Below are 24,881 nucleotides of genomic sequence, written 5' to 3' on the forward strand. Positions count from 1 at the left end.
TTGCCGACAAAGAGCCCACGGCGTTGGACAAATCCGGCTCCCTGGATTGAGGTGCCAACGTTATCGGAACGTCAACTATCACAGATGCCAGGGTGAGGAACTTGGCCGATCTATTCACGACAAAGCCCAAGCCTCCCTTGGCCGAACTCCTGCGGCCCAAGGCGCTGGATGAATTCGTTGGGCAACGGCACTTGCTCGGCCCCGGCAAGCCGCTGCGTCTCGCGTTCGAGGCGGGCAAGTTGCACTCGTTCATCCTCTGGGGGCCGCCAGGCGTGGGCAAGACCACCCTGGGGCGCCTGGCCGCCAGTGCGACCAACAGCCGATTCATCGCCATCTCGGCCGTGCTGGCCGGGGTGAAGGACATCCGGCAAGCCATCGACGAGGCCCAGGCTGAACTGGACAACCATGGTCGATCGACGGTGCTTTTCGTCGATGAGATCCATCGCTTCAACAAGGCGCAGCAGGATGCCCTGCTGCCCCATGTCGAGTCCGGTCTCCTGACCCTGGTGGGGGGGACGACCGAGCATCCGGGGTTGGCGGTCAATTCCGCACTGCTCTCGCGCGCACAGGTCTATACCCTCGAACCGCTGTCCAGCGACGAACTGAACCAGCTCTACGAACGCGCACTGCCGCATCTCCAGGGCGTCACGCTGGACGCGGACGCGCTTGACCTGCTCAAGGGCTTTGCCGATGGCGATGGCAGGCGCTTCCTCAATCTGCTTGAGCAGGTGACGAATGCGGCGTCGGGCGCTGGCAAGACCGTGGTCGATGGCGAGTTTGCCAGGCTGTCCACCAGTCCATCGCTGCGCAGGTTCGACAAGGGCGGTGACGAGTTCTACTGGCAGCTCTCAGCCTTCCACAAGTCGCTACGGGGCTCCGACCCCGATGCGGCCCTGTATTGGCTGGCCCGCATCCTCGACGGCAGCGGCGACGTAAGCCAGGTGACCCGCCGCATGGTGGTGATGGCCAGCGAAGACATCGGCAATGCCGACCCGCAGGCGCTGCAACTGGCACTCAATGCCGCGCTGGCCTACGACAGGCTGGGCTCACCCGAAGGTGAGATACCGCTGGCCCAGGCGGTGACTTACCTCGCACTGACCCCCAAGTCGAATGCCGCCTATGCGGCCTGGGATCAGGCCAAGGCATTCGTCAAGCGCAGCGGTTCCCAGCCAGTGCCACTCCATCTTCGCAATGCGCCGACGAAGCTGATGAAGCAGATGGGCTATCGCGAAGGCTACCGCTACGCGCATGATGAGCCCAACGGCTATGCCGCTGGGCAAACCTATTTTCCCGAGGGCGTGGCGCGGCCGGGCTGGTACCAGCCAACGGACAGGGCGTCGAGCGAAGGCTGGGAGAAAGGCTTGCTTGGCTGCGCTCGCTCGATGACGCGACGCCGCCAAGCCCGGACGCTTGACCGACATCCCCCCGAAATCGGCCCATTGCTACCTCACGAACTACAGGATAAGAATATGCCAGACGCTTCTCTCGGTGAATCCTCTGCGAATATCAGACGGAGTCGAGTTGCCCGCTATCTACGCACGGAGTCTGGGGCGGCGGTGCTGCTGGTGATCGTCACGGTTGTGGCGCTGGCGTGGGCGAACTCGCCGCTATCCGATGCCTATTTCGGGTTGTGGCACCTGGACGTCGGGTTCAACTTTGGGCCGCTGGGCCTGCACATGGACCTGCATCACTGGGTCAACGATGGCCTGATGGTCATCTTCTTCTTCCTGATCGGCCTGGAGGTGCGTCAGGAATTCGCCCACGGGTCGCTCAGGGACCCCAGCCGTGCCCGTCTCGCCCTGATCGCGGGGGTCGCGGGTGTTGTGCTTCCCGCGCTGGTGTACGTCCTGCTCGTGGGGCTGGCCGGAGGTCAGGGCCTGCACGGGTGGGGGGCGGTGGTCGGCACCGATACGGCGTTCATGCTGGGCACCCTGGCGATCGTCGGTCCGCGGCTGTCTGGTCAATTGCGTGTGTTCCTGCTCACCCTGACCGTGGTCGATGACTTCCTCGCCGTGTCCATCATCGGCATCGTCTATAGCGAGGAGATCCGCGTCGTCCCGTTGTTGATCGCCCTTGCCAGTCTCGTCGGGTTGTGGTTGCTGGGGCGCACCCGCCAGTGGCGGGCAATGCCGTATGTGCTGATCGTGATCGTGCTGTGGCTCGCAACCGTGTATTCCGGCATCCATGCCTCCCTCGCCGGGATGGCCGCGGGGCTGCTGATCCCCGCCTATGCGACGCAACGTCACGGGGTCGTTGCGGCAAGACAGTTGTTCCGTGACTTCTGGCAGTCTCCGAGTGCCGCATCGGCCCGCGCGGTGGACTACGGGCTGTCCCGGGGTATCTCGGTGAACGAGCGGCTGCACGAGTTCCTGCGGCTGCCGACGGCGCTGCTGATCGTGCCGGTGTTCGCCTTGGCGAACGCCGGGGTGGACCTGCGTGGCGGGCTGCTCGCCGAGGCCTTTGGCTCGCCAGTCACGTGGGGCATCATCGCAGGGCTCGTGCTCGGCAAGCTCCTGGGCATCGGGCTCACCACGCTCGTCGCCATCCGTCTCGGCCTGGGCCGGCTGCCCGAGGGCGTCGGGGTGGGGAGCGTGTTCGGTGGGGCGGCGCTGTCCGGGATCGGCTTTACCGTGTCGCTGCTGATCATCGGGCTCGCGTTCGGCACGACCTCGGACCTGGGCCGCCAGGCGACGGTCGGCGTGCTCGTGTCGATGGTGTTCGCCACGTTGCTCGGGTGGCTCATCTTCAAGGTCGCCGCCCAGCGGTGGGGTGAGAAGACCGCGGACCTGCCGATGGTGCTTGAGCCGCCGGTCGATCCGGAGATCGATCACATCCGCGGGCCGGAGGACGCGCAGCTCACACTCGTCGAGTACGTGGACTTCGAGTGCGAGTACTGTGCGCACGCCACCGGTTCGTGGGACGATCTTCGCGCCCACTTCGGTGACGACCTGCGGTATGTGGTGCGCCATCTTCCGCACCACCCGCACGGGCCGATTGCCGCGCGTGCGTCCGAGGCAGCGGCGAACCAGGGGATGTTCTGGCCGTGGCTGGACTTCGTGTTCACCCGTCAGCACGCGCTGGAGCGCGAGGATCTGATCGGCTACGCCGCAGAGCTTGGGCTCGACGTCGATCGGTTCATCGCCGATCTCGACAGCCCTGCGGTGATCGAGCGTGTCGAGCGCGACCTCGCCAGTGCGGTCGCCAGCGGTGCGCACGCCACGCCGACGTTCTTCGTCGAGGGTCGCCGCCTGCGCGGCAGCTACGACGCCCGCTCTGTCACCGCAGCACTGGAAGCCAGCCGCCGCGGCACCCGAACTCAGGAAGTCCCGTCCTGAGCGGGACGAACTACAAGTCAAGAACATGCCAAACAATTCTTTCGGTGAATCCTCTTGTGCCGCTGCGGCCAGCGGCCTCGTGCAGGTGCGTGGCGCGCGCGAGAACAACCTCAAGGAGGTGGACGTCTCCATCCCGCGTAACGCGCTGGTGGTGTTCTCGGGTGTCTCCGGCTCCGGCAAGTCCTCGCTGGCCTTTGGCACCATCTATGCCGAGGCCCAGCGGCGCTACTTCGAGTCGGTGGCTCCCTATGCGCGGCGACTGATCGACCAGGCCGGCGTGCCGGACGTCGATGCGATCGACGGCCTGCCGCCGGCGGTGGCGCTGCAGCAGCAGCGAGGCTCCAGCAACGCGCGTTCCTCCGTGGGCAGTGTCACCACCCTGTCCAGCCTGGTGCGGATGATGTATTCGCGTGCCGGCGCCTATCCGGCCAACCAGCCGATGCTGTACGCCGAGGATTTTTCGCCCAACACGCCGCAGGGAGCGTGCCCGACCTGCCACGGCCTGGGCCATGTGTACGAGGTGACCGAGGCGAACATGGTGCCCGACCCCTCCCTGAGCATCCGCGAGCGGGCGATCGCCTCCTGGCCCCCCGCCTGGCAAGGCCAGAACCTGCGCGACATCCTGGTCAGCATGGGCTACGACGTTGACCGACCGTGGAAGGACCTGCCGAAGAAGGATCGCGACTGGATTCTGTTCACCGAGGAAACACCGACGGTGCCGGTGTACGCCGGCCTCACGCCGGCCGAGACCCGCGCCGCGCTCAAGCGCAAGATGGAGCCGAGCTACATGGGCACCTTCACCGGCGCCCGACGGTATGTGCTGCAGACCTTTGCCAACACCCAGAGCGCGCTGATGAGAAAGCGCGTGTCCCGGTTCATGGAGGGCAAACCGTGCCCCACCTGCCACGGCAAGCGGCTCAAGCCCGAGGCGCTGTCGGTCACGTTCGCCGGCGTGGACATCGGCGAGTTCATGCAGGTGCCGCTGGACCAGTTGGCGGCCTTGCTCGAACCCATCGCCCAGGGCGATTTCCGCGCCCATGCAGCGGGGGCGGCTACGGACAAGGAAGCGACCCTACGCGACCGTGCCGAACGCGCGGCCTCCGGCCGCGCCGTCCATGCGGTATCGCCCGACGTGCGCCGCACCTCGGCGCTATCGGAAGAAAAGCGCCTCGCCGCGCAGCGCCTGGCCGGTGGCGTGATGGCGCGCCTGCGTCAACTGCGTGGGCTGGGTTTGGGTTACCTGACGCTGGACCGAGCCACGCCGACGCTTTCAGCCGGCGAGTTGCAGCGCCTGCGGCTGGCGACGCAATTGAGTTCCATGCTGTTCGGTGTCGTGTACGTACTCGACGAACCCTCGGCGGGCCTGCACCCCTCCGACAGCCAAGCCCTGTACGACGCGCTCGACCGTCTGCGCGAGGCCGGCAACTCGGTGTTCGTGGTGGAGCACGACTTGGACCTGATGCGCCGTGCACAATGGCTCGTGGATGTCGGGCCGGATGCCGGCGAGCGTGGCGGCCGCGTGCTCTACAGCGGCGAGCCGGATGGCCTGCGCAAGATTGCCGAATCGCGTACTGCACGCTACCTGTTCGATGAGATCCCCGCGCCGGGAAGCCGGGCACGCGAAGCGACCGGCTGGCTGGAGCTGCAGGACATTCACCGCCACAACCTGCATGGCGTGAATGCGCGCATTCCGCTGGGCGTGCTGACGGCCGTCACCGGCATCTCCGGCTCGGGCAAGTCCAGCCTCGTCGCGCAGGCCCTGCCGGAGCTGGTGCTGCTGCACCTGGGCCACGAGCCGGAAGACGATGCGGCCGAAACCGCCACCAGCGAAGGGCCGACAGTGATCGAAGCGACTGGCGGTCGTCTGGCAGGCGACGTGGACGCCATACAGCGAATGGTGCAGGTGGACCAGAAACCGATCGGGCGCACGCCGCGGTCGAACCTGGCCACCTACACCGGCCTGTTCGACCATGTGCGCAAGCTGTTCGCTGCCACGCCCGATGCGCGACGCCGCCGCTATGACGCCGGGCGCTTCTCGTTCAACGTCGCCAAGGGGCGCTGCGAGACCTGCGAGGGCGAGGGCTTCGTCAGCGTGGAACTGCTGTTCATGCCCAGCGTGTACGCGCCGTGCCCGACGTGCCATGGCGCACGCTACAACGAGGCCACGCTGAAGGTGCAATGGAACGGGCGCAACATCGCCGAGGTGCTGCAGATGACCGTGGACGAAGCCAGCGAATTCTTCGCGGGTGAAGACGCTGTGGCAAGGCCACTGCAACTGCTGCGCGATATCGGACTGGGCTACCTGCGCCTGGGGCAACCGGCCACCGAGCTTTCCGGTGGCGAGGCGCAGCGTATCAAGCTGGCGACCGAGCTTCAGCGCAGCCAGCGCGGCCGAAGCCTGTACGTGCTCGACGAGCCGACTACCGGGCTGCATGCGTCGGACGCCGACCGGCTGCTGGTACAGTTGCAGCGCCTGGTCGATGCCGGCAATACCGTAGTGATGATCGAACACGATATGCGCGCGGTGGCCCAGGCCGATTGGGTGATCGACGTGGGGCCTGGTGCAGGCGCTGCCGGCGGCAGCATCGTGGTGGCGGGCTCCCTTCAGCAGGTGGCCCGAACGTCTGGCAGCAGAACCGCTCCGTTCCTTGCACAGGAGTTGGCGCGGGCCGAGTAGCTCAGTTCGCCAAATGTTGCCAATTTTCGCGGGGACTTGATCGTCGCCACACGACGGTGGCGATCAATGCCCGAATCGCGTCATCCTTCCTGAGTCAGAGCAAGATGGGGGTTGTTGGGCGGTATTTCGGCGAGTGCCAAGGACCCATCTTCGAGGAGGTAGCCATGCAGTCGGCGGGACTTCCTCGGGCCCGTGACTTCACAGGTCCAAGTGTTCAGTCCTGGGCTGCTTTCGATGTAGCTGCAGCTTCTCGAAGCTCTTCTGCACCCACTGCCAATCCTGTTGATTCTCCTGCTTGGCGAGTGCGGCCACTTCGGGATGCTCCTGCGCATAGCGTGTGGAACACACCCGGGCTGACCAGGCAGGCCGTGTCATTCACCGTATGCACGAGTACCTTCGCGTCGTTGATGATGAACCGTCGTGAGGCGATTCCCTGCTTCAGCCAAACCATGAACTGTTCCCCGGATGGCTTCGTTGCCGATGGCCCAGGCGTAGGCGCGGGTGCAGGCGATGGAATGGACGTCGCGGCTGTTGCTGGCGCGGGGGTGTGGAGGAACTCCTCGGCATCCTGGCCAACGCCGGCCGAATCACCCAAGCCCACCATCGCGAGCAAATCCTCCATGACGTCGGGCACGGGCTGGGCTGCGGGCGGTGAAACGATGGTGGTGCTGTCGCCCTCCCAAATCGGCCTCGGCACTACCTGAGCCGGAGACGATGTACGAGTTCGGCGGGCGGCGAAGCAAACCGAGGCAACTTATCAATTAAAGATCGTGATGGCGCACAACACTCGGTAGACGCCATCGATTCACAGCTTCGCAAGATCGAAGGGCAGAGCCTTGGGTATAAAGTGGCTCGTTTCTTCGGTCTTCTGGGGCGGTGACTTACGCGACCTGCAGTGTCGGATAGTCTGTATAGCCCTTGGCGCCACCTGCGTAGAACGTGTTGGAGTCAGGCGCGTTCAGCGGTGCCTTGGCCCTGATGCGTGCGGGCAGGTCCGGGTTAGCCAGGAAGGCGGTGCCAAAGGCCACAGCGTCAAGCTTACCTTCGGCAATAGCTGCTTCTGCCTCATCAGCGCTGTAACCCATATTGCCCACCAACACACCCTTGTACTTTTCACGCGCTACGGGCATGACATCGGCCTTCTGCACGCCGAAGAAATCGGCGCGCATCACGTGCAGGTAGGCTAGCTTGAAGGCATTGAGCCTATCGGCCACGAAGCCGATGAAGGCCAGCGGGTCGCTGTCTTTCATGCTGTTGAAGCTGTTGAGGGGCGACAGGCGCAGACCCACACGTTCGGAACCGATCGCCTGGGTCACGGCAGTGAGTACCTCGAACAGCAAACGTGCACGGTTTTCCGGCGATCCGCCGTAAGCATCGGTGCGCTGGTTGGGCGTGTCGCGCAGAAACTGGTCAATCAGGTAGCCGTTGGCGCCGTGTACTTCCACACCATCAAAGCCGGCGGAAATGGCGTTGCGTGCGCCTTGAGCAAGCGCAGCCACGATGCCGGGAATCTCTTCGACGGCCAGGGGGCGGGGCACCGCGTGCGGCACCTTGCCTTGGGGCGTGTGGATCTCACCCTCAATAGCGGTGGCGCTGCTGGAGACAATGGGGGCGCCATCGGCAGCGCCAGGGTAGGCTGCGCGGCCAGCGTGCCAGATCTGCATGAAGATGCGTCCGCCCTTGGCGTGCACCGCGTCGGTCACCTGCCTCCAGGCTGCAATCTGCGCGTCGTTGTAGATGCCAGGCTCATTGACGAAGGCCGATGTACCGGGCGCCACCATGGTGCATTCGGAAATCAGCAGGCCGCCGGTGGCTCGCTGGCTGTAGTACTCGGCCATCAGCGCGTTGGGCATGTGGCCAGCGTCGGCACGGGCGCGTGTCAGTGGTGCCAGAAGGATGCGGTTGGGCAGGTTGAGAGAACCTACTTGAAGTGGATTGAATAGCATGTGGATGAAAACCCAGATTAGTGAACAGAAAACAGTGGTAAAGCTAACAGTATTCCCAATACTCTGACCTTTGAAAGGTCACTGAAAACTATTTTGGCACGGCTGGTGCTTTCGCACCCAACGCACGATGTAGTAGACGCAAGTGGGTAGGCCTTTGCTTCGGACAGTTTCCCGGCGGTCTCCAGCCGTACATACACCAAACGCCTCTGGTCATCCACCGCGTCGCAACTCCCTGACACCCCGGCCCAGCTTACGGCGCAACAGGGCCCGCAGGGTCACCCCATCCGAGTACCCGACCTGTGCGGCGACCTGGTCGACGCTCGCGTTTCCGGTGCGCAGGAGATGCACGGCATGTTCCACGCGCAGGTCCTGGAAATACGACAGCGGTGTCTTGCCCAAAACGCTTTGCAGCCGCCGCGCCAAGGTACGCTCGCTTGTGCCCGCGGCGCTGGCCGCCTCGGCGAGCGAGAACCCCTTCGCGAGCCGACGTCTGGCCCAGCACTCGAAGCGCTCCACCATCGGGTCGGCATGCGCAAGGTGGTCGGGAATCACGAACTCGGCTTGCGAACTGCGTGTCTCGACCAGCAGATAGCGTGCCACCAGGGCCGCCAGCGCCGGACTGCGCTCCCGGATGATGCGCAAGGCCAGGTCGACGTGGGCCAAAGCGGCACCCGCGGTGGTGAAGCGTGTCGAGTTCACGATCATGCGTGACTCGTCCAGCGTGACGTTCGGATAGCGCTGCCGAAACATCGGCCCCAGCCACCATGACGTCGTCGCACGATGCCCATCAAGCAGGCCACTCTCTGCAAGCAAGAAACTACCGGAGCAAGCGGCACCTAGGTGCGCGCCAGCGGTGGACCACTGCTGTAGCGCCGCGACCGCGTCGGGCACGTCGGGGCGTGTGAGCCGAGCCGAGAGCGTGTCAGGCATCTTGTCACCAAACGCGGGCACAAGCACGACGTCTGGTTCCGGCATACCACGCGCAGTGACCACGGGGACCGTCAAGCCTTGCGCAGTTCGGATGCGACGCCGCACGCCCACCAGCGTGAGCTCTATGTGCGCGGGAGCCTGTGGCAGCGAGCCCGCCATCGCATTGGCCAAGCCCACTGTGTCAGTGAGCGCCGCAAGCCCCAGATCAAACACGCCATCACAAACAAGGATGTGGAGTTTCATGGCAACAATGATATCAAAGTTGTCATTATTGCCTATAGAGATGGTTGTTATGAGGATTTAGATTGCAGGCTCGTTGATCCATTCACCTAACCCATTTACCCAAAGGAATACATCATGACCAAGCTCGCTCTGTTTGTTCGCCTCGAAGCCAAACCCGGCCAGGAGGCTGCGCTTGCCGACTTCCTGGCCAGCGCACTGCCGCTCGCCAACGCCGAGTCCGGCACCACGGCCTGGTTCGCATTGAAGTTTGGCCCCTCGACGTTTGGTGTGTTCGATGCCTTTGCCGATGAGGCAGGTCGCCAGGCGCATCTGAACGGCCAGATCGCCGCGGCCTTGATGGCCAACGCCGTGACCTTGCTCAGTTCTCCGCCCAATATCGAGAAGGTCGAACTGCTTGCAGCCAAACTGCCTGCATGACAACTCGGCCTTGGCCCAATCAGCTCACGCTGCAGGATGGGGGTCACACAGCCCTACGTGCGACCCCTCACTCGTGTGATGACGAATGAGTTTCTCAATAGCCTCGGGTGGGACTTTCGTATGGTAGCTGTGCGCACGATACGCCTGGGCGTTCTTCCCAGCGCGGAGGCCCTCCTGTCTTGACCGCAGTTCCTTGGACCCGGTGTAGCGTAAGCCTGAATCGCCCCGGGATTCCCGGAGGCTCGTTGGCGTGAGTCACGTCTCCGTGACGTGCTGTCGCTGTTGATAGTAGTTCGCTTCGGCTTCGGCGGGTAGGATGTAGCCGATCGATCCGAGTAGTCGCCGGTGGTTGTACCAATCCACCCAGCGCAGCGTGGCCAGTTCCAGCTCTTCGCGACTGCGCCAGGAACGACGATGCACGACCTCGGCCTTTTACAACCCATTGATCGTTTCGGCCAGCGCGTTGTCGTAGCTGTCTCCGACGCTTCCGACAGACGGCTCGATGCCGGCTTCGGCCAGGCGCTCGGTGTAGCGAATCGACACATATTGCGATCCGCGGTCGCTGTGATGCACCAGCGCGTCGCCCGGACGCCGCGCGTGAAGCGCCTGTTCGAGCGCATCGAGCACGAATTGGGTCTGTTGGCTCGACGACAGCTTCCAGCCGACGATTCGCCGTGCGTAGACGTCGATGATGAAGGCGACGTAGGCGAATCCCTGCCAAGTCGAAACAAAGGTGTAGTCGCTGACCCACAGTTGGTCCGGACGGTCCGCTTTGAACGTGCGATGCACCAGGTCCAGCGGACAGGGTCGGGCCGGATCCGGATGCGTCGTCCGAACCGACTTTCCGCGCACAACCCCGGCAATCCCGAGTTTTCGCATCAAGCGTTCGACCGTGCATCGCGCCACCTCAATCGCCTCGCGGTTCATCTGGCGCCACGTCTTGTCGGCCCCGTAGACCTCGTGGTTCTCCGTCCAGACACGCTGAATCTCCGGCATGAGCGCAAGGTCACGCCGGACGCGCGGCGACGCCCGGAGCGTGTCCCGGCGCCGCGCAGCATGCTCCCGGTACGACGACGGAGCGATCTGCAGAACGCGGCAGATCGGCTCGACTCCGTAGACGTCGCGGTGCTCGTCGACGAACGAGCGCATCACTTGGTGCGGCGGTCGAGCTCCGCCTGGGCAAAATACGCCGACGCCTTGCGCAGGATCTCGTTCGCCTGGCGCAGTTCGCGGTTCTCGCGCTCGAGCTGCTTCAATCGCTCCAGATCCGACGTCGTCGGCCCGGCACGCATGCCTTGGTCACGCTCGGCCTGCCGAACCCAACGACGAAGGGTCTCGGCCGTGCAGCCGATCTTGCCGCTGATCGAACCGATCGCGGCCCACTGCGAGTCGTGGTCCTTCTGGTGCTCCAGCACCATCCGGACGGCCCGCTCCTGTACCTCGGGGGAAACTTCGACTTTCTCATGGCTCCATCCTCTCAAGTGATGGAGCCTCCGGGGAAGCCGGGGCGATTCATACAGTCAAACGAGTGACTTGTTCAGACCTTCCCTAAGGCAAAGCCGGCAACGACCCAATAGCTGTCTGCAATTCATCGAACACGACCCGGACTCTCGCTGGCACAGGGGCGCGCTGAGGCCGATAGACATACAAGCCCCAAGCCGGGGGCTCTTCCTTCTGCAGAACCCGCACCAGTTTTCCACTGGCGATATAGGGGGCCGCCATGTAGTCCGCCAATTGAGCAAACGCAATTCCGGCCAATGCGGCGCCCATTTCCATGTCGGCGTTGTCCGCGATGAAGGCTGGCGACACAGGCGTCCACTGGCGTCCTGCACTGAAGTGCCAGGACCACGGTCGCCCGGTAATGATGTCGATGGCCGCTGTCACCGGAGAACCGGCCAGTTCATCGACTCCATCCGGTGTTCCCACCTTCTTGGTCAGACGCGGAGCTGCAACGATTGTAAGGCGCATATCGGCAGCCTTGCGCGCGACGAAACGACTGTCGCGCATGAACCCGACCCTGACCCCGACATCGATCTTGTCGTCGACCGCATTGCTGATGCGATCAGACAAGCGCACACCAACATGATGTCGGGATGACGTTTGGCAAAGCCCATCTCTCCGGCAAGGTTGCGGCGGCCTTGATGGCAAAGGCCGGGGAATTATTCTCCGAGCCGCCGACCATCGAGAAGGTAGAGGTGCTTGCGGCAAAGCTGCCCGGCTAGGCAACTCGGCAGGCGTAGACAGCCGAAACCGCCTTCGGGCGGTTTCAATGGCTGCTGGCTCGAAAACAGGGGCCAGTGCAAATAAAACCACCCCTTCGATGGGCGGCTCGACAGAATTGCAGAGGCGCACGACACATCGTCCGCTTTGGGTCGGTAGCGGACATTGCCACCTTCCCTTACGGTCGGTCTGGGCCCATGTCCGCTTTCCGCCAGAAGCAGACTCTAGGGGGAACTCCAAGCAATCGTATGCATCATCATGCCGACTGAGCGGACGCGGACGAGCTGATCGAGATCGGCCGGGCCGGTGTACTGGACTAAGCACGCTCACGCGATTCGATCACCCAAATTAGTGTCGATCAGTTCTGCTACGAGGTAGATTCCTGGATGAAATCGTTGTTGCAGTGCGTTGAGTGCACCAAGTCGGGCAGCGTCCAACCGTACCTGTTTGTAGGCGACTACTACGATGGACACACGGTCGAGGCCACATGTCCGCTCGGCCACGCAGCATTCTCCATCGTCCAGAACCCAAAGTTCGAAACGCTGCTGACCGCTGCCGCAGACGCATTGATCCATGATCAGACGCTTCAAGCTGTCGCATGCCTGGCTGCGTCGCGCGAGCGACTTTTCGAGCTTGCGATCCGTGTCTTCGCCCGGTCCAGCGGTGTTGATCCGGGCAACTTCGAGGCTTCGTGGAAGGAGGTGGCCTCGCAGTCTGAGCGGCAGTTCGGTGCTTTCTTGTTTCTCTATCTTGCTGCGACCGGAAAGCCCTACGAGTTCGACAAGAAACTGGCTACTGCCCGGTACGCGGCGCTCCACAAAGGCGAGATTCCAACGACAGGCGAAGCATTCGATTACGCAGGCAAGGTCTACCAAGAGATCTCGAACTTGGCGAACTACCTGCGGACTGATCACAAAGAGTCGCTGCGTGCCGTGCTCCACGAAGAGAACATGCGTAAAGCCGGCCGAGCTCCCAAGGGTGTTCCAGTAGGAACCATTGCACTCTTCAGCATCTACGGAATCGAGGCAGAAGAGAACAGGGCAAATTTCAAGGAAGCGTTCGATCAGTACAGAGACTGGTTGCCCGCGCTACCGGAAGTTGCGGAATCGACACAAAAGGCTTCTGGCGTGCATACGACAAGGAGTCATCCGCCGCACTCCGAATAGAACCTTGCTTCCATGGTTCGCTGAGGCGGGATCCGCTTCGTACGCATTCCGATTCATGTGACGTCACATGATTGGACGTTAATTGAGCACTTCAGAGTGTCTCGGTTCGGAGGCACGTATTTTCGACAAGGCATACTACAGATACTATTTGGCAACAGGCATACTTGATTCACCTCAGTAACCTTCTCACTCGCACATGTCGAGCTTTCTCAACCCTGACGCTCTGCGGCTCTTCTTCGGCCCCCATTTCGACGTGGATGTCGCCATGGACGCGGTCATGCGGTACCAAGGCGTGAATGTCCTCAAAGGCGAACTTCGTGATTCAGCGACCACAGGTGTCCCGCACACGGGTATCCGGCTTGTCGGCCATCACGACGTGGACACCGGGTCTTCGATTTTCACTTTGATGCTGGAGCCCGGTCATATGAGCGGGGTAAGTTTTTTCGCTGAAAGCAAACATCGCTTGTTCGGAGGCAGCACACTGGTGTGCGTGCCCCTGCTTTACTGCTCGACGGAGTACACACCTACCGGTGATCACATCGTCTATCGGCATACCTACAAACGGCCACTGTTCACTCAAGAAGAGCTTGAGAGAATTAAAAAGAGTGGAACCGCAGAAGAGCAAGTTAAGGCGTTTGTTTTCACCAAAAGCCGTATCGGCTACGAGACGATCAAAGGCATGAGCTATGTCGGCCGATCTCGGCGCTCGTGGCAGCAAAGATACATGGAGCACGTTGAAGAAGCGCTGGAAAAGAACTCGAACCGCCGCTTTCACGAGGCTATGCGGGGGATGCAGGGCCAGAACGTGATCTGTGTGCACGACATCTCGGCTTATGGGATCCCTGAGGCCTCAGCCAAAATGATCGAAAGGCAACTGATCAAGACTTCCACGTTGTATCCGATGGGACTAAATATGCGGATCTAGACCCGTGAGAGTTCATCCGCAACGTCATCTTTCTGGTGGCAGGAAATCGACCACTGGCGCAGTGTCCGCTTCCGGCCAAGACTGGACCTCGACTATCCAAAGGTGCACAAATTGAGGTGTTCTCGACACTCTGCAGTAGAATCTAAGCAGATTTTTCCGGGGACTCAGCTCTCCATCTAGCAGTGACAATCCTCTTCGATCAGCAACATAGGCGGGTGTAGGCGTCCTTCACGAAGGAAACTACCTTCGGTGCCAAGCAACGGTGGCTTCCCGATCCCTACAACACGATTGGCTGGCGCGGTGATCGGTACCGGGTTACTCGCGTGCTCCTGCTACCCGCACCTAGCTTAAGGCAGGGCTGATAGCGACGGTGCTACAAGTCTCTACCGGCACCTGTCGCGGGTCTCCGCCGCTTGGTGCACCTCTACGCCTACTATAGATTGAGGTCCATCAGCGAGATTCCATCGGCGAAGGGTGGCGACCTCTCAGAGGCCCCCCCCTGCCGGAAGTCCAGGCCTAAGTGACCGCATCAGCTTTCCGAGCCATCCGTACGGCCCGTGCAATGTGACAGCTGATCGGTCTCAGTTGGCTCTAGCCGATCTGGCCGAACCCGACTGGCGGTGCAGCCCCACGCCGAGCTGCACTGCCAAATTACAGGATACGCTGGCATCTAGGCCAAACTGATGTTCCACAATATCCCCCGGCCGACGTCTTGGATCTTGCCACTCTGACTCGGGGAAATCTGGCTTCGAACCGCAAAGAATGACCTAGGAAGCTCGAACTAAAAATTAGGAGAGAGAGAGAATGGAAAAGCTCAAGCTCCAACTGGAGAACTGCTACGGAATCCGCAAGTTGGACGTCGTGCTGGACTTCGCCGGCACGGCAGCTATCGCCATCTACGCACCAAACGGCTCGATGAAGAGCTCTTTGGCATGCACCCTTCAGGACATCGCCAATGGAAACCCATCGCGCGACAGAATTTTCCCGAACCGCGCGACGGTCCGCGTGGTCAGCGATGAGAACAATGCCGACCTCGTTGCTAGCGATGTACTCGTGCTTAGGCCATTTGAGGATTTCGCCAGCAATGGAAACGCCACCGCTACGCTCTTGGTGAATGCCACACTTCGTGAGGAGTATGAAGCGCTGCACACTGGAATCACCGCTGCGCGAGCAGCACTTGTCATGGCGATCAAGACCACCTCGAAAACCAGGCGCTCTGTGGAGCGCGAGATTCTGTCAACGTTTGCGCCTGCAGACGGAGATTTCAACACTGCTTTGGTTGAGCTTAAGGATGAGCTGTCAAAGGACTTGAAGCCAGACTTCAAGGATGTCCCCTACGACGTGCTAAACGATGAGAAAGTCGTGGCATTCTTGGGCCAAGGTGATTTCCGCACGGCGATCAACGAGTACACGAAGAAGTACAACGAGTTGCTCGCCGCGTCGAAGTACTTCAAGAAGGGAGGCTTCAACTATTACGCGGCTACCAACGTCGCCAAGGAGCTGAAGATCAGTGGCTTCTTTAAGGCAAATCATACCGTTCGACTCAGCGGAGACGAAGAGAAGGAGATCAAATCCGAGACAGAGCTCCAAGCTCTTGTTGATGCAGAGCGCGCCAAAATCTCTGAGGATGCTGCTCTTCGGAGGAAGTACGAAGAGCTTGAAAAGCAGATCCAGAAGAACGCGCAGGTTCGCGAGTTTGAGGCGTACATGCAGGGGCACGAGGAACTGCTGCCCGAGCTGGCCGATCCAGCGGCCCTGAACAAGAAGCTCTGGCTGTCCTATCTGAAGGCGAATCACGATCTATACACTGACCTCATCAACAAGATCGAGAACGCTGCGGTTCGCTCAGCCAAGATTGAGGCGCAGGCCGGCCAAGAGCACACACAATGGCAGGGTGTGATTGATATCTTCAATAGCCGCTTCATCGTCCCGTTCCATCTCGAGGTGGCCAACAAGGTTCAAATTGTTTTGGGAACGGAGACAGCACCGCGCCTGGGCTTTGTCTTCAAGGAGGGGGGTGATCAAGCACAAGTCGAACGAGACACGCTTCTACAGACGTTAAGTACTGGAGAAAGAAGAGCGTTTCACGTATTGACTATGTTGTTTGACATTGAGGTACGCGGCTCGGCAGGCAAGCAGACACTCCTAGTTGTTGACGACATCGCCGACTCTTTTGACTACAAGAACAAGTACGCCATCATCCAGTACCTTTCCGACTTGGCTGAAGGCCAGAATTTCAAACTGCTCATCTTGACCCACAACTTTGATTTCTATCGGACCATCGAGAGCCGTCGTCTCGTTCATCGGAAGAACTGCTTCATGGTGTCAAAGACAGCCACTGGGATAAGTCTGGAGGCTGCCCAGGGCGTGCGTAACGTCTTCATCAATGTGTGGAAACCCGCATTTTTCACCGATAACCGCAAGAAAATCTGCTGTATTCCCTTCATGCGCAACCTGATTGAGTACATGAAGGACGAACAAGATCCAGACTATCTTCTCCTCACGTCCCTGCTTCACTGGAAGGCCGGTACAGATCAGATCACCGTGGCGGATCTTGATGGCATCTACTCCAGGCTCTTTGGCATCAACGGACAGTCTGGCAACCCTGGAGAGCGACTCATCGATATTCTAGGCATTGAAGTCGCTACTTGTCTGCAGGCCCCGGATGGAATCAACTTCGAGAATAAGGTTGTGCTGGCGATTGCTACGCGCCTGCAAGCAGAGCGATTCATGGCGGGGAGGATCAACGATTCAGCTTGGCTGGCTGCGATCACAACCAACCAGACTCAGGCGCTACTGAAGCGCTATCGGAACGACTTTCCTGCCGAACTTCCCAACATTGGCGTCATTCAGCGCGTCCTACTGATGACGCCGGAGAACATTCATCTGAACTCTTTCATGTATGAGCCAATCTTGGACATGTCCGATCAGCATCTTCGCCGCGTCTACACGGAAGTCGCCGCATTGGTCTAGCGGCGGAGGCTGTGCTTCCTGCATTACGGCGACCAGCGCACCGCCGCCGATGACCACGAACTAGTCCCGGAGTTTCGCAAACCACTGGCCAAACTCCGGCGCGCCGGCGATCAAGCGAAGACCTCATCGAGCAGGTCCCGCAGCGCGCCGTCCAGTCTCGGGTCGCCCTGTCCCTGCAGGGACAAGTACAGCGACAACCGGTCCACGGCGGCGCCCGCGCCGCCCAAGCGGGTGGAATAGGCCCAATGCTGCACATCTGCGTAGCCCTCGCCGGCCACGGGGAACCATTCTGGTTCCGGATGCCCACGGAAGTAGTCTCGCGGAATCGCCGCGACCGGCCGCGCTGGCGCTGCCAGTTCGGTGAACACGGACAGACCGGTTTCCCCTGCAGCACGACAATCATCGGCCGGCAGCATGGCCAAGCCACCCTTGCCGATGCCGGTTGTGCGCAGCACCGGCGAGCGCAGCCGCCGCAGCGCCGCCTCCCACAAGGACCGTCGCGTTTGCAGGAACCGCAGGCTCGTCTCCCGTCCCTTGCGCCGGGCGCTGACCAAGTTAGCCGCCACCAGTTCGCGGGCTACCCGCGAGGCGGTCATTCGCGAATAGCCTGCCTCGCGCGCAAGTTCGAGCGGCACCCACGGGACGCTCCCAGGGATGCCGCGCTCCTCAAAATCGGGCCGCAGTAGAGCGGCGATCAGAACTGCTTGCGCTGGGTGGCTCAGGTGCTTCCCAACGGATAGGGGCACCGGTGGAGACGAATCGCGCTCGCGCAGGCTCATCAGGAAACTCGGAGCGAACAGCTGGCTGCCAGGCACAACGAAATCCACACGAGACTCGATGAGCCTGGAGCGAGTGTATGGCGACACGCCCGAGAGCACGAGAACGACCCTCAAGCCGGCCTTTTCAGCCAGCAGGTGCACCTGTGCGATCAGCCGAGAAGGTGGCGTGGGTTCCGCCTGTGTCGGGACCTTGGCCAGCAGCACCCGCAGGCCCAGCAGATCAATCTCGGCTAGGCGGAACATGCTGTTGAGAGAGTGGGGCAAGAAGCGCGCCTTGGAACTAGGCCTGGGCTCGAACTCCGCGACCATGTCGGGTAGTAAGTTCTGGAGGTAGTGGGCAGCAGCCTGGAGGTCGTTCATACAACCGTATGTAACAAAGTAATCTGACAGTATCACAGAGCGGTTACGATCTAATCTGTCCGTTACAATCCCGTGCATGATTTACCCTGCTACCTAGGCAGGCGAGCGCTCCACTCAGACTCGAGTTGCTTCCTCCTGCTCACTGGGGAGTTGACGAAGGGCCGCAAGCAGCAGGTCATACGGGAACTGGGGGTGTGCCCCCCTCGCGCCAAGCGGTCATCCGACGGCCTTGAATCCATTCGGCGCACTAGCTTGGCATTGCGCGGATGCATCTGAACTGGCCAATAGACTCGGCATCTAGAGGCAATTGGACACTTACGCGTGCCCGTGCGCTCACGCGCCATTCTGCCGGGCGTACCAGGAGGCTCACGATGTGGACAAGGCCGCTCGATGCGCGCAATGTGCGCTGTGACCATTTGTAAGACGGAACTTCCCGTGCGGCCGACCATACTCGCATTGGATCTTGAGGGAACTCTCATATCCAATGCCATCAGCCAGATCCCCCGACCAGGTTTGCGTAGCTTTCTGGACGAAATGCGTTCAAATTTTGACAGTCTTGTCCTTTTTACCACCGTGCCGAAAGATCGTGCGCAAGCAATTGGAACTCTCTTAGCGAAAGAAGGCAGCGTCCCTGCTTGGTTCTCTGGGCTTCAATACATTGATTGGTCGGGAAAAACCAAGGACCTGCGCTACGTCTCCCCATACCTTGGCAATGCGCTGCTACTCGATGACCATGGTCCGTACGTCCATCCCGGACAAGAACATCTCTGGGTTGAGATTCCACTCTTCGGGTCTCCTTATCCGCCAGACGATGACGGACTAGAGGTAGCCTCGCGCCTTATTCGCGCACGAATCAGCGAGCTTATCAGCGCGAGCAACGAAACTCGCCGAACAGAGCCGCATTGAACATGCGTCGGCCCTGCAGCTATCCGCGACCGCCATGGCGGCGTTCGGCCCTCAACCCCATGAACGGCCGACGCTATACTGGGCGCAAGCCGTCCCGGCATGTCCTTCCATACACTACGGCTCTTTCTGTCGCCGAAATCGCGTACTGAATGAAGCGCCAGGTCGGCCGAAGTTCGGTGTGCTATCGACCACCTGGAGCGCTATGACCACAAGGACCTTGCAACTGGTTCGAGCCTCAAGTAATCAGCCAATGTCGGGGAATTGTTACTCGTGCAGCGCAGGCGCCGACCCAAGGCCGCTCCAACCTCTAGCTCGCCCGGCTGCGCAATCGCTTAGCCTTCAGCATGGCCATTGGACTAACGGTGGGCACTGGTACTAGCGTGGTCAGGTGCTGTTCTAATCCCAATGCCTTGAGGACAGAGATCAGCGTGTGAACCGTTGATCCTTGCCCACTCTCAAGCTGCACCAATGCTCTGCGAGAGATCCCGGCTTTATCGGCCAACGCTGCCTGGGACACGTTGGAGAGAAGGCGACGCGCCCTCAACCGCTTTCCCAGGGCTTCCGCAATCTCTTCAGGAGACTGGACTGGCATGTGACTCATTTGCGCGCAAAAGTGCTCATTAGGGCCTCTCTTCACAGGTTGTGCGCGGAATGCTGCGCAATCCCAGCCTCTCCGTGCCCCGTAAAAATGGCAATGAAAGCAAGGCAGCGCCCCATTGTTACACTCGGATAAGGGCAGCCAGCTTAGCGGTTCCGACTAATGCTCGCACTGTAGCGACCATCATGTCCTCCCGAGGGCAAGCGGGCGGCCGCCATGACCATGCGGCGGCCGAGTTCTTCTCTAGCGCTAGCGCCTCGGAGCCGGTGCTCCTGAGGAGGTCGGGCTACGTGCCATTTAGTGCTGGACGCTATTTCTGAGGCGTCTAAGATCATCGATAGCACAGCTTCCGGGCGCCTCAGCGCGGTGCACGACGTCCACCTATCCCATGAGGGCTATCAGAGACGGTTGAGCCTGTACCTCAATGGCACAGTGGTTGACCGGAGAACGAGCACCGTTGACCGCACGATTGCTATTGGCGCGTCGCTCTCAGGCTTCGTCACACGGCCGGATGACGAGCTAGGCCTATCCATCGCAACCAGCCATCTGAACAGCCGGGTTTCAGCAGACCGCCGCTTGCGGGAAGTCTACGGATCTGGCGTCCGGCCAGGCAACGATGAGTTCGCGGCGGAGTTCTACTACCGAGTGAAACTCGGGCCGCACCTGTCATTCAGCCCAGATCTCCAGTGGATCAAAAGGCCCGGCGGCAACGGAGACCGTGGAGATGTCGTCATCATCGGTGCCCGTACGTCCGTATCGTTCTGAGGCCGCTAGAAGCGTAGGTAGGTGATCATCCGCTTGCGCGCCATCGGTTCTGCACGCCTTTCGGCGTAAGTAGCTTACTTCAGAACCAAAAACGTGTCTGACGGTAGTGCCCGTATCGCTTGCTAGTTCCCCCTCAAGTTCTCTACTTCATTTGGGCGGCGACAGAGCCTCCCATATGAAGCTCGTGTGAGCTGGCATGAGATTCCTTATGGCAATAATGCTCAAAAAGCGACCGCAGCCAATCTAGTCATCCACGACTTCCTGAGGACGTACGCATGCGGCTTACTAGCGCGACCATTCTTGCCAGCTCCGTCTTTCTGACTGCCGTTTCGACGTCATACGCCGAGGACATTCTGGTGGAAGGCGGATATGTGATGACGATGGATCCCGGCGTCGGCGATCTAGAACAGACTGACGTTCTGATAAAGGGAGGACGCATTGTTGCCATCGGCAGAGGCCTCAAGGCGGGCACCGCTAGGCGCATCCAAGCAAAGGGTGCGATCGTGTTGCCGGGATTCGTTGACACCCACTCCCATCTTTACGTCACGACAATGCGTGGTCAGTTCCGGAACAAGGAAGGTCAGTTCTTTCCTGTGAGCTCGAAGCTTGCAGGATCAATGACACCACATGATGTCGAAACCGCAATGCATCTTGGTGCACTGGAGCTGATCAGCAGCGGAATCACCACCACGGCAGACTTTTTCGACAACGTTATTGGCCCCGCGCATGGGGAGGCGGGATTGCGCGCACTTCAGCGATCTGGAATTCGTGGGACGCTGTACTACGGGGGACCAGATAAGACCACGAAGCACCCGATGAATCTCGATCAACTTCGCTCTATTGCCTCTAGGCTGGACAAGAGTGCCCAAGTGGGCGTCGGCTTGGCGTGGCGGCTACCACGTAATCGTACCGATGCTCGCAACTGGGCCATGCGTCAGCAAGAGTTCGATACAGCAAATGAGCTGGGACTGCCTATCCAGGTGCATGTGAGTGGCGAACCTGGCCCAATGCTTGATGCACTCATTGAGCGTGAGTACCTATATCCAAACCTGACCGTGGTTCATGCCCCGGATGCCAGCGCGGAACAACTCAGAGTTCTAGAGGCAGCTGGCAGCAGCCTGGCCGTGACGCCTATCAGCGAACAGCGCGTTGGATACGGGTTAACCCGCTTTGATCAGTTCGCACTCGTCAGTAAGCAAGGGCTCGGCATCGATGGTAATTCGCTAGCTGGCAACGCGGAGATGTTCGCCACCATGAGACTTGCATCCCTTACTTGGAGTGGCGGGGCACGTAGCGAAACGGCACCGGATGCGCGGTCCTTGCTTGAATTGGCAACGATAGGCGGCGCAGAGGTCGTCGGTATGGCAAGCGAAATTGGCACACTGTCCGTGGGTAAGCGCGCTGACCTGCAGATCATCCGCTTGGACTCGTTGAATCTCGCAGGCTTTGGCGGCGGAGACCCTTCAGCCTTGCTGGTCCACTCGGCACACCCAAGCGACGTTGACACAGTGATAATCGGCGGACGGGTAGTCAAGATCGATGGCGACTTGGTCGATGTAGATCGACCCAAGCTTCTGCAGGATGCGGAAGGATCTGCGCGTGCTCTTACGTCAAGGGTAGCGGAACGCGATTGATAGCCTTCGAGGACATCCACGTCCCAGCTAGTAGTGCTAAGTGCTATCCCCAATAGAGGGCTCGAGAGATTGGTGGGAACACGCCCCGCGAGAGGAAATGAATAGGTGCATGGCCTGCCTTGACTCCATGGCCTCCAATGGCAGCTCGATTCTCAATCGATAGCAGATTGATCTTGCATAGGCGATCTGGGCTTTGGTTGGCCGCTTTATGTCCCAGTCCAATAGCTCCGGCACCAGGCGCGAGAATTCGGCAGCCAGTCGCCTCGAGATCGCACCTGAATGGCCTCCCTGCTGGAGCTTCTCGAGCTGACGACGTAGGTCGAGCTCCGACTCTTTGGTTAGGGAGAGCTCCAACGTGAACTCTGAGTCTGAATCCACCAAGAAGAAGCTCATTTCAGCACCCCAGCAGGTTACGGGACAGTCACCAGCGCCAAGGCCTCGATCACCAGTGCCGGCCGGACGCTACCGTAAGTACTGTAGACCAAAAGTACTGCACGACGAAAGCTTAGGGCGTGAAAGCGCCACCGCCCCAGCAAGCTCTAGGGACTGCCATTAAGGAGGGCAGGCTGGCGCTGGGCGTCTCCCAGGAAGAGTTTGCAGCTCAACTCGGTATGCATCGGACGCAGCTTGGCCATATCGAGCAAGGCAAGAAGGACTGCCGGCTCTCCACGATCATCCGGATTGCAACGGCTCTGGATGTGCCGGCTTCGTCCTTACTTACATCAGCTGGCCTTTGATGGGCCAACCAGTCACGCCAGCAAGTTGGCGCTAGCACGCGGGGTCGTGACGTTAGCGACACGACTACCGATGAGGATCCAACTATCGAACTAGCTTCGGTCCTTTGTCGGTACGCCGCTTGAGCCTGTCACTACGCGCACGCTCCTGCGCGAGCTTCTCGCGAACATCTGTCAGCTCGCAGGCCAGCTCCCCACACAGCGTTGTAAGTACCTTCACTTTCGCCTTCTCAGATTCATATCTGACTCTCAACATCTCCAGCTTCAGAGCATCAGCCGCCCGGGCGCTCGGAGCATCCTGCGCAGATACCGCATCATTGAGCTTGCCCAAGGCCACTCTGTGTGATTTATAGAAAGCTTGTCTACTGATACCGCATGCGGAAGCGATGGAGACCACCGTAGGCTTAGGGCCACCCGCCCTCCAGCGAGCAATCTGCGCCTCAGTCTCGGCTAGAACTATCTGGCGCATCAGAGGCTACTCCCTATTTTCTTCAGGATCAGCTCCGTCGAAGCCAGGCGCTCTTCAGCAATGCGACGAGACTGCTCGGGAATTCCCCTCAGCTTGAGGAAACTGATCAGATCTTGCCTTCGCAACTCCCACCAAGGGGCGTGCTTGGCTGTAGCCGTAAAGTTGAGACAACCAGCACATGTGGAAGGAGTGCGCTTGCCGGGATTTGGGCCATTCGCATCGCCGTCACAGCGACTTCGCGCCTCGCGATAGAAGCAATAGCCCCAGTCGCAAGGACCGAGTACCACACCGGCACCCAGCATCCTCATCACTTCAAGATTTGTCGATGCTCGCTCCAAGACCCCGTTCATCCGTGAAATGCTTTCCGCGATAACAGGTGTAGGCAAGTTCGTATAGACGTGCTCAGCACTAATCAAATCATCCATAGCGCTCACTACCTCATTTGCGTTCTCCTCCTCAAGCAAAGTTGAGAGATCACGATCCAGACCAACATAGTAGGTGTCAGTGATCCTGGCTTCCAAGTGTCCGTACTGATATGCCAGAGCACCCAAACTCGAGCGGTCGCGCCGCGCAATGAAGCGCGCCATGAATCGGCGTAATGGTCGAAAGTTCAATTTCTCAGAATCAAGCCCAGGAATACTAGCCTCAGCGAATGCTCTCATGCTCCTGCGGAGTGCAACATAGCCATCGACTCTAGCACCACGCTGATCATCTCGAGCTTCAGCCGGTCCGCGTCCTCTATACATATTCAGCACGAAGAGCGCGGCGGTCCCGACATGATCACGAATCGGGCGCCCCAATCGCTCCAAGAATGCAATTGCGTCAGAGACTGCTGGCGCTGCGACCCATTCATGCGGCCTACCAGATTTGCTCAGAACCCCTTCGATCAAATCGGAGGTCTCTGCACCCGCCGGCATACCGAGCGCATTGGATGGCTTTACGCTTGCAGTCGTGAGCCGACGAGATTCGGATGGCCTCATGGAACTGAGCAAAGATATAATGAAGATCGCCGCTCCCTCAGCGATCTTCAGCATTATTTGCTCGCCATAGCCAACTCTTGGATCCAACTTAGCTAGAGCTTTTGACCTGAAACCATTGAAGGGCAAAGATCGCTTAGCGATGTAGAAGGAGTTCATCCTTCGGCCTGCTGAGCACAGCCTCCCAGCCTCTATCGCCATTACCTCACCCATGAAGGCTTCTATTGTGGGCCCATCTTCCTCTATTAGCTTGATTGCATCTGCCAAGAGCATGAGACATTCCTGCTCACTCAGGTCGTCATCCACCTTTCTTTTCTTAGCTGCAACTGATGCCTCCTTCGACATCCTTTTTCCTACGCGGACCATCTCTGCGCGCACTACTGCAGACACATCTCCCACGTTGAGTAGAAAATCCTCGACACAGATGAATTTGGCCCGCATCCGAGTAGCACCCGCCTCCACACGGCCGACTGCGCGACTAGCATCGGTCCATGGGCAAATGAGCTCGGGACTCAGATCGCTTGGCGAATCCACGCCTTCCTCATAACACCAAACGGCAAAGCTTCTAAGGACGATAAATCGTTCGTAGAGGACAAGAGCATAGCGTGTCGATCGTTCCAGCCTACCAAGCATAGCAAGTGCCAAATAGATCTTTATCGGCACTTTCCAGCCATCAGGGATGCACGAGAAATCGAGCCTTCGCGTCTCCACAATCCCGTCGATAACGTTTCGTCTGAGGAACCACTCATCATCCTCGAAGTTGATACCGAGACCGTCGAGAGACAATTCGCTGACCGGCGGCGTGGCTTGGCGCAAGGATTTCATGG

Annotated in this window: 13 protein-coding genes, 5 pseudogenes and 1 other annotated feature; of the genes and pseudogenes, 10 read left to right on the plus strand and 8 right to left on the minus strand. The window is 60.1% G+C overall.

The window, feature by feature from the left end; translation table 11 throughout:
• Nucleotides 1-101: 101 nt before the first annotated feature.
• The 3 genes and pseudogenes from NSQ78_RS20355 (at nt 102) to NSQ78_RS20365 (ending at nt 6,012) form a co-directional block, all read left to right on the plus strand.
• Nucleotides 102-1,414 (plus strand): annotated as a pseudogene (locus NSQ78_RS20355) (replication-associated recombination protein A).
• 172 nt (nt 1,415-1,586) lie between these two features.
• Nucleotides 1,587-3,335: pseudogene (gene nhaA / locus NSQ78_RS20360) on the plus strand (Na+/H+ antiporter NhaA); the annotation flags it as partial.
• A 25-nt stretch (nt 3,336-3,360) separates the two neighbouring features.
• Nucleotides 3,361-6,012, plus strand: a complete 2,652-nt coding sequence (locus tag NSQ78_RS20365) for an excinuclease ABC subunit UvrA (RefSeq protein ID WP_053451507.1) — start codon at nt 3,361-3,363, stop codon at nt 6,010-6,012.
• An 80-nt stretch (nt 6,013-6,092) separates the two neighbouring features.
• On the opposite strand, the pseudogene NSQ78_RS20370 reads toward NSQ78_RS20365, so the two are convergent.
• The 3 genes and pseudogenes from NSQ78_RS20370 to NSQ78_RS20380 all read right to left on the minus strand — a co-directional run.
• A pseudogene (locus NSQ78_RS20370) lies at nt 6,093-6,694 on the minus strand (DNA-binding domain-containing protein); the annotation flags it as partial.
• Between the two features lie 199 nt (nt 6,695-6,893).
• A complete protein-coding gene (locus tag NSQ78_RS20375) occupies nt 6,894-7,958 on the minus strand; it encodes an alkene reductase (protein WP_053451506.1) in 1,065 nt (354 codons plus the stop codon).
• Nucleotides 7,959-8,168: 210 nt separating this feature from the next.
• A complete protein-coding gene (locus NSQ78_RS20380) occupies nt 8,169-9,131 on the minus strand; it encodes a helix-turn-helix domain-containing protein (RefSeq protein ID WP_049460453.1) in 963 nt (320 codons plus the stop codon).
• Nucleotides 9,132-9,245: 114 nt separating this feature from the next.
• Here NSQ78_RS20380 and NSQ78_RS20385 point away from each other — a divergent pair, with 114 nt between their 5' ends.
• Nucleotides 9,246-9,548, plus strand: a complete 303-nt coding sequence (locus NSQ78_RS20385) for an antibiotic biosynthesis monooxygenase (RefSeq protein WP_024957965.1) — start codon at nt 9,246-9,248, stop codon at nt 9,546-9,548.
• A gap of 255 nt (nt 9,549-9,803) precedes the next feature.
• On the opposite strand, the pseudogene NSQ78_RS20390 reads toward NSQ78_RS20385, so the two are convergent.
• Nucleotides 9,804-10,966 (minus strand): annotated as a pseudogene (locus NSQ78_RS20390) (IS3 family transposase).
• Nucleotides 10,623-10,739, minus strand: a sequence feature (AL1L pseudoknot). (Overlaps the previous pseudogene by 117 nt.)
• Before the next feature lie 130 nt (nt 10,967-11,096).
• A complete protein-coding gene (locus NSQ78_RS20395; RefSeq protein WP_223224751.1) occupies nt 11,097-11,618 on the minus strand; it encodes a substrate binding domain-containing protein in 522 nt (173 codons plus the stop codon).
• A gap of 35 nt (nt 11,619-11,653) precedes the next feature.
• Here NSQ78_RS20395 and NSQ78_RS20400 point away from each other — a divergent pair.
• From NSQ78_RS20400 to NSQ78_RS20415, 4 genes and pseudogenes are all read left to right on the plus strand, one after another.
• Nucleotides 11,654-11,770: pseudogene (locus tag NSQ78_RS20400) on the plus strand (antibiotic biosynthesis monooxygenase); the annotation flags it as partial.
• 384 nt (nt 11,771-12,154) lie between these two features.
• Nucleotides 12,155-12,934, plus strand: a complete 780-nt coding sequence (locus NSQ78_RS20405; RefSeq protein WP_125358468.1) for a hypothetical protein — start codon at nt 12,155-12,157, stop codon at nt 12,932-12,934.
• Nucleotides 12,935-13,130: 196 nt separating this feature from the next.
• A complete protein-coding gene (locus tag NSQ78_RS20410; protein WP_024957969.1) occupies nt 13,131-13,859 on the plus strand; it encodes a hypothetical protein in 729 nt (242 codons plus the stop codon).
• Between the two features lie 804 nt (nt 13,860-14,663).
• Nucleotides 14,664-16,832 (plus strand): AAA family ATPase, encoded by a 2,169-nt coding sequence (locus NSQ78_RS20415; protein ID WP_339207377.1) that lies wholly within the window; start codon nt 14,664-14,666, stop codon nt 16,830-16,832.
• 110 nt (nt 16,833-16,942) lie between these two features.
• Here the strand turns inward: NSQ78_RS20415 and NSQ78_RS20420 are convergent, their stop codons facing one another.
• Nucleotides 16,943-17,971, minus strand: a complete 1,029-nt coding sequence (locus NSQ78_RS20420; RefSeq protein WP_053451504.1) for a hypothetical protein — start codon at nt 17,969-17,971, stop codon at nt 16,943-16,945.
• A 399-nt stretch (nt 17,972-18,370) separates the two neighbouring features.
• Here NSQ78_RS20420 and NSQ78_RS20425 point away from each other — a divergent pair, with 399 nt between their 5' ends.
• Entirely contained in the window at nt 18,371-18,877 is a 507-nt protein-coding gene (locus tag NSQ78_RS20425) for an NIF family HAD-type phosphatase (protein WP_194434212.1), read from the plus strand.
• A 307-nt stretch (nt 18,878-19,184) separates the two neighbouring features.
• Here NSQ78_RS20425 and NSQ78_RS20430 read toward each other — a convergent pair whose 3' ends face one another.
• Entirely contained in the window at nt 19,185-19,478 is a 294-nt protein-coding gene (locus NSQ78_RS20430) for a helix-turn-helix transcriptional regulator (RefSeq protein WP_075076580.1), read from the minus strand.
• Between the two features lie 1,037 nt (nt 19,479-20,515).
• On the opposite strand from NSQ78_RS20430, the gene NSQ78_RS20435 reads away from it, so the two are divergent.
• Nucleotides 20,516-21,874, plus strand: a complete 1,359-nt coding sequence (locus NSQ78_RS20435) for an amidohydrolase family protein (RefSeq protein ID WP_339207382.1) — start codon at nt 20,516-20,518, stop codon at nt 21,872-21,874.
• 1,202 nt (nt 21,875-23,076) lie between these two features.
• Here the strand turns inward: NSQ78_RS20435 and NSQ78_RS20440 are convergent.
• The gene (locus NSQ78_RS20440) at nt 23,077-24,879 is read right to left on the minus strand and encodes a hypothetical protein (protein WP_032964222.1); all 1,803 of its coding nucleotides are present in this window, start codon (nt 24,877-24,879) and stop codon (nt 23,077-23,079) included.
• Nucleotides 24,880-24,881: the final 2 nt, after the last annotated feature.

It is taken from the genome of Stenotrophomonas sp. FSL W7-1447 (assembly GCF_037966425.1).
Taxonomy (GTDB): domain Bacteria; phylum Pseudomonadota; class Gammaproteobacteria; order Xanthomonadales; family Xanthomonadaceae; genus Stenotrophomonas; species Stenotrophomonas pavanii.

Coding starts and splice junctions, on each gene's coding strand:
- NSQ78_RS20365 (WP_053451507.1), top strand. CDS start 3,361: ATGCCAAACAATTCTTTCGGTGAATCCTCTTGTGCCGCTGCGGCCAGC.
- NSQ78_RS20375 (WP_053451506.1), bottom strand. CDS start 7,958: ATGCTATTCAATCCACTTCAAGTAGGTTCTCTCAACCTGCCCAACCGC.
- NSQ78_RS20380 (WP_049460453.1), bottom strand. CDS start 9,131: ATGAAACTCCACATCCTTGTTTGTGATGGCGTGTTTGATCTGGGGCTT.
- NSQ78_RS20385 (WP_024957965.1), top strand. CDS start 9,246: ATGACCAAGCTCGCTCTGTTTGTTCGCCTCGAAGCCAAACCCGGCCAG.
- NSQ78_RS20405 (WP_125358468.1), top strand. CDS start 12,155: ATGAAATCGTTGTTGCAGTGCGTTGAGTGCACCAAGTCGGGCAGCGTC.
- NSQ78_RS20410 (WP_024957969.1), top strand. CDS start 13,131: ATGTCGAGCTTTCTCAACCCTGACGCTCTGCGGCTCTTCTTCGGCCCC.
- NSQ78_RS20415 (WP_339207377.1), top strand. CDS start 14,664: ATGGAAAAGCTCAAGCTCCAACTGGAGAACTGCTACGGAATCCGCAAG.
- NSQ78_RS20420 (WP_053451504.1), bottom strand. CDS start 17,971: ATGAACGACCTCCAGGCTGCTGCCCACTACCTCCAGAACTTACTACCC.
- NSQ78_RS20425 (WP_194434212.1), top strand. CDS start 18,371: ATGTGCGCTGTGACCATTTGTAAGACGGAACTTCCCGTGCGGCCGACC.
- NSQ78_RS20430 (WP_075076580.1), bottom strand. CDS start 19,478: ATGAGTCACATGCCAGTCCAGTCTCCTGAAGAGATTGCGGAAGCCCTG.
- NSQ78_RS20435 (WP_339207382.1), top strand. CDS start 20,516: ATGCGGCTTACTAGCGCGACCATTCTTGCCAGCTCCGTCTTTCTGACT.
- NSQ78_RS20440 (WP_032964222.1), bottom strand. CDS start 24,879: ATGAAATCCTTGCGCCAAGCCACGCCGCCGGTCAGCGAATTGTCTCTC.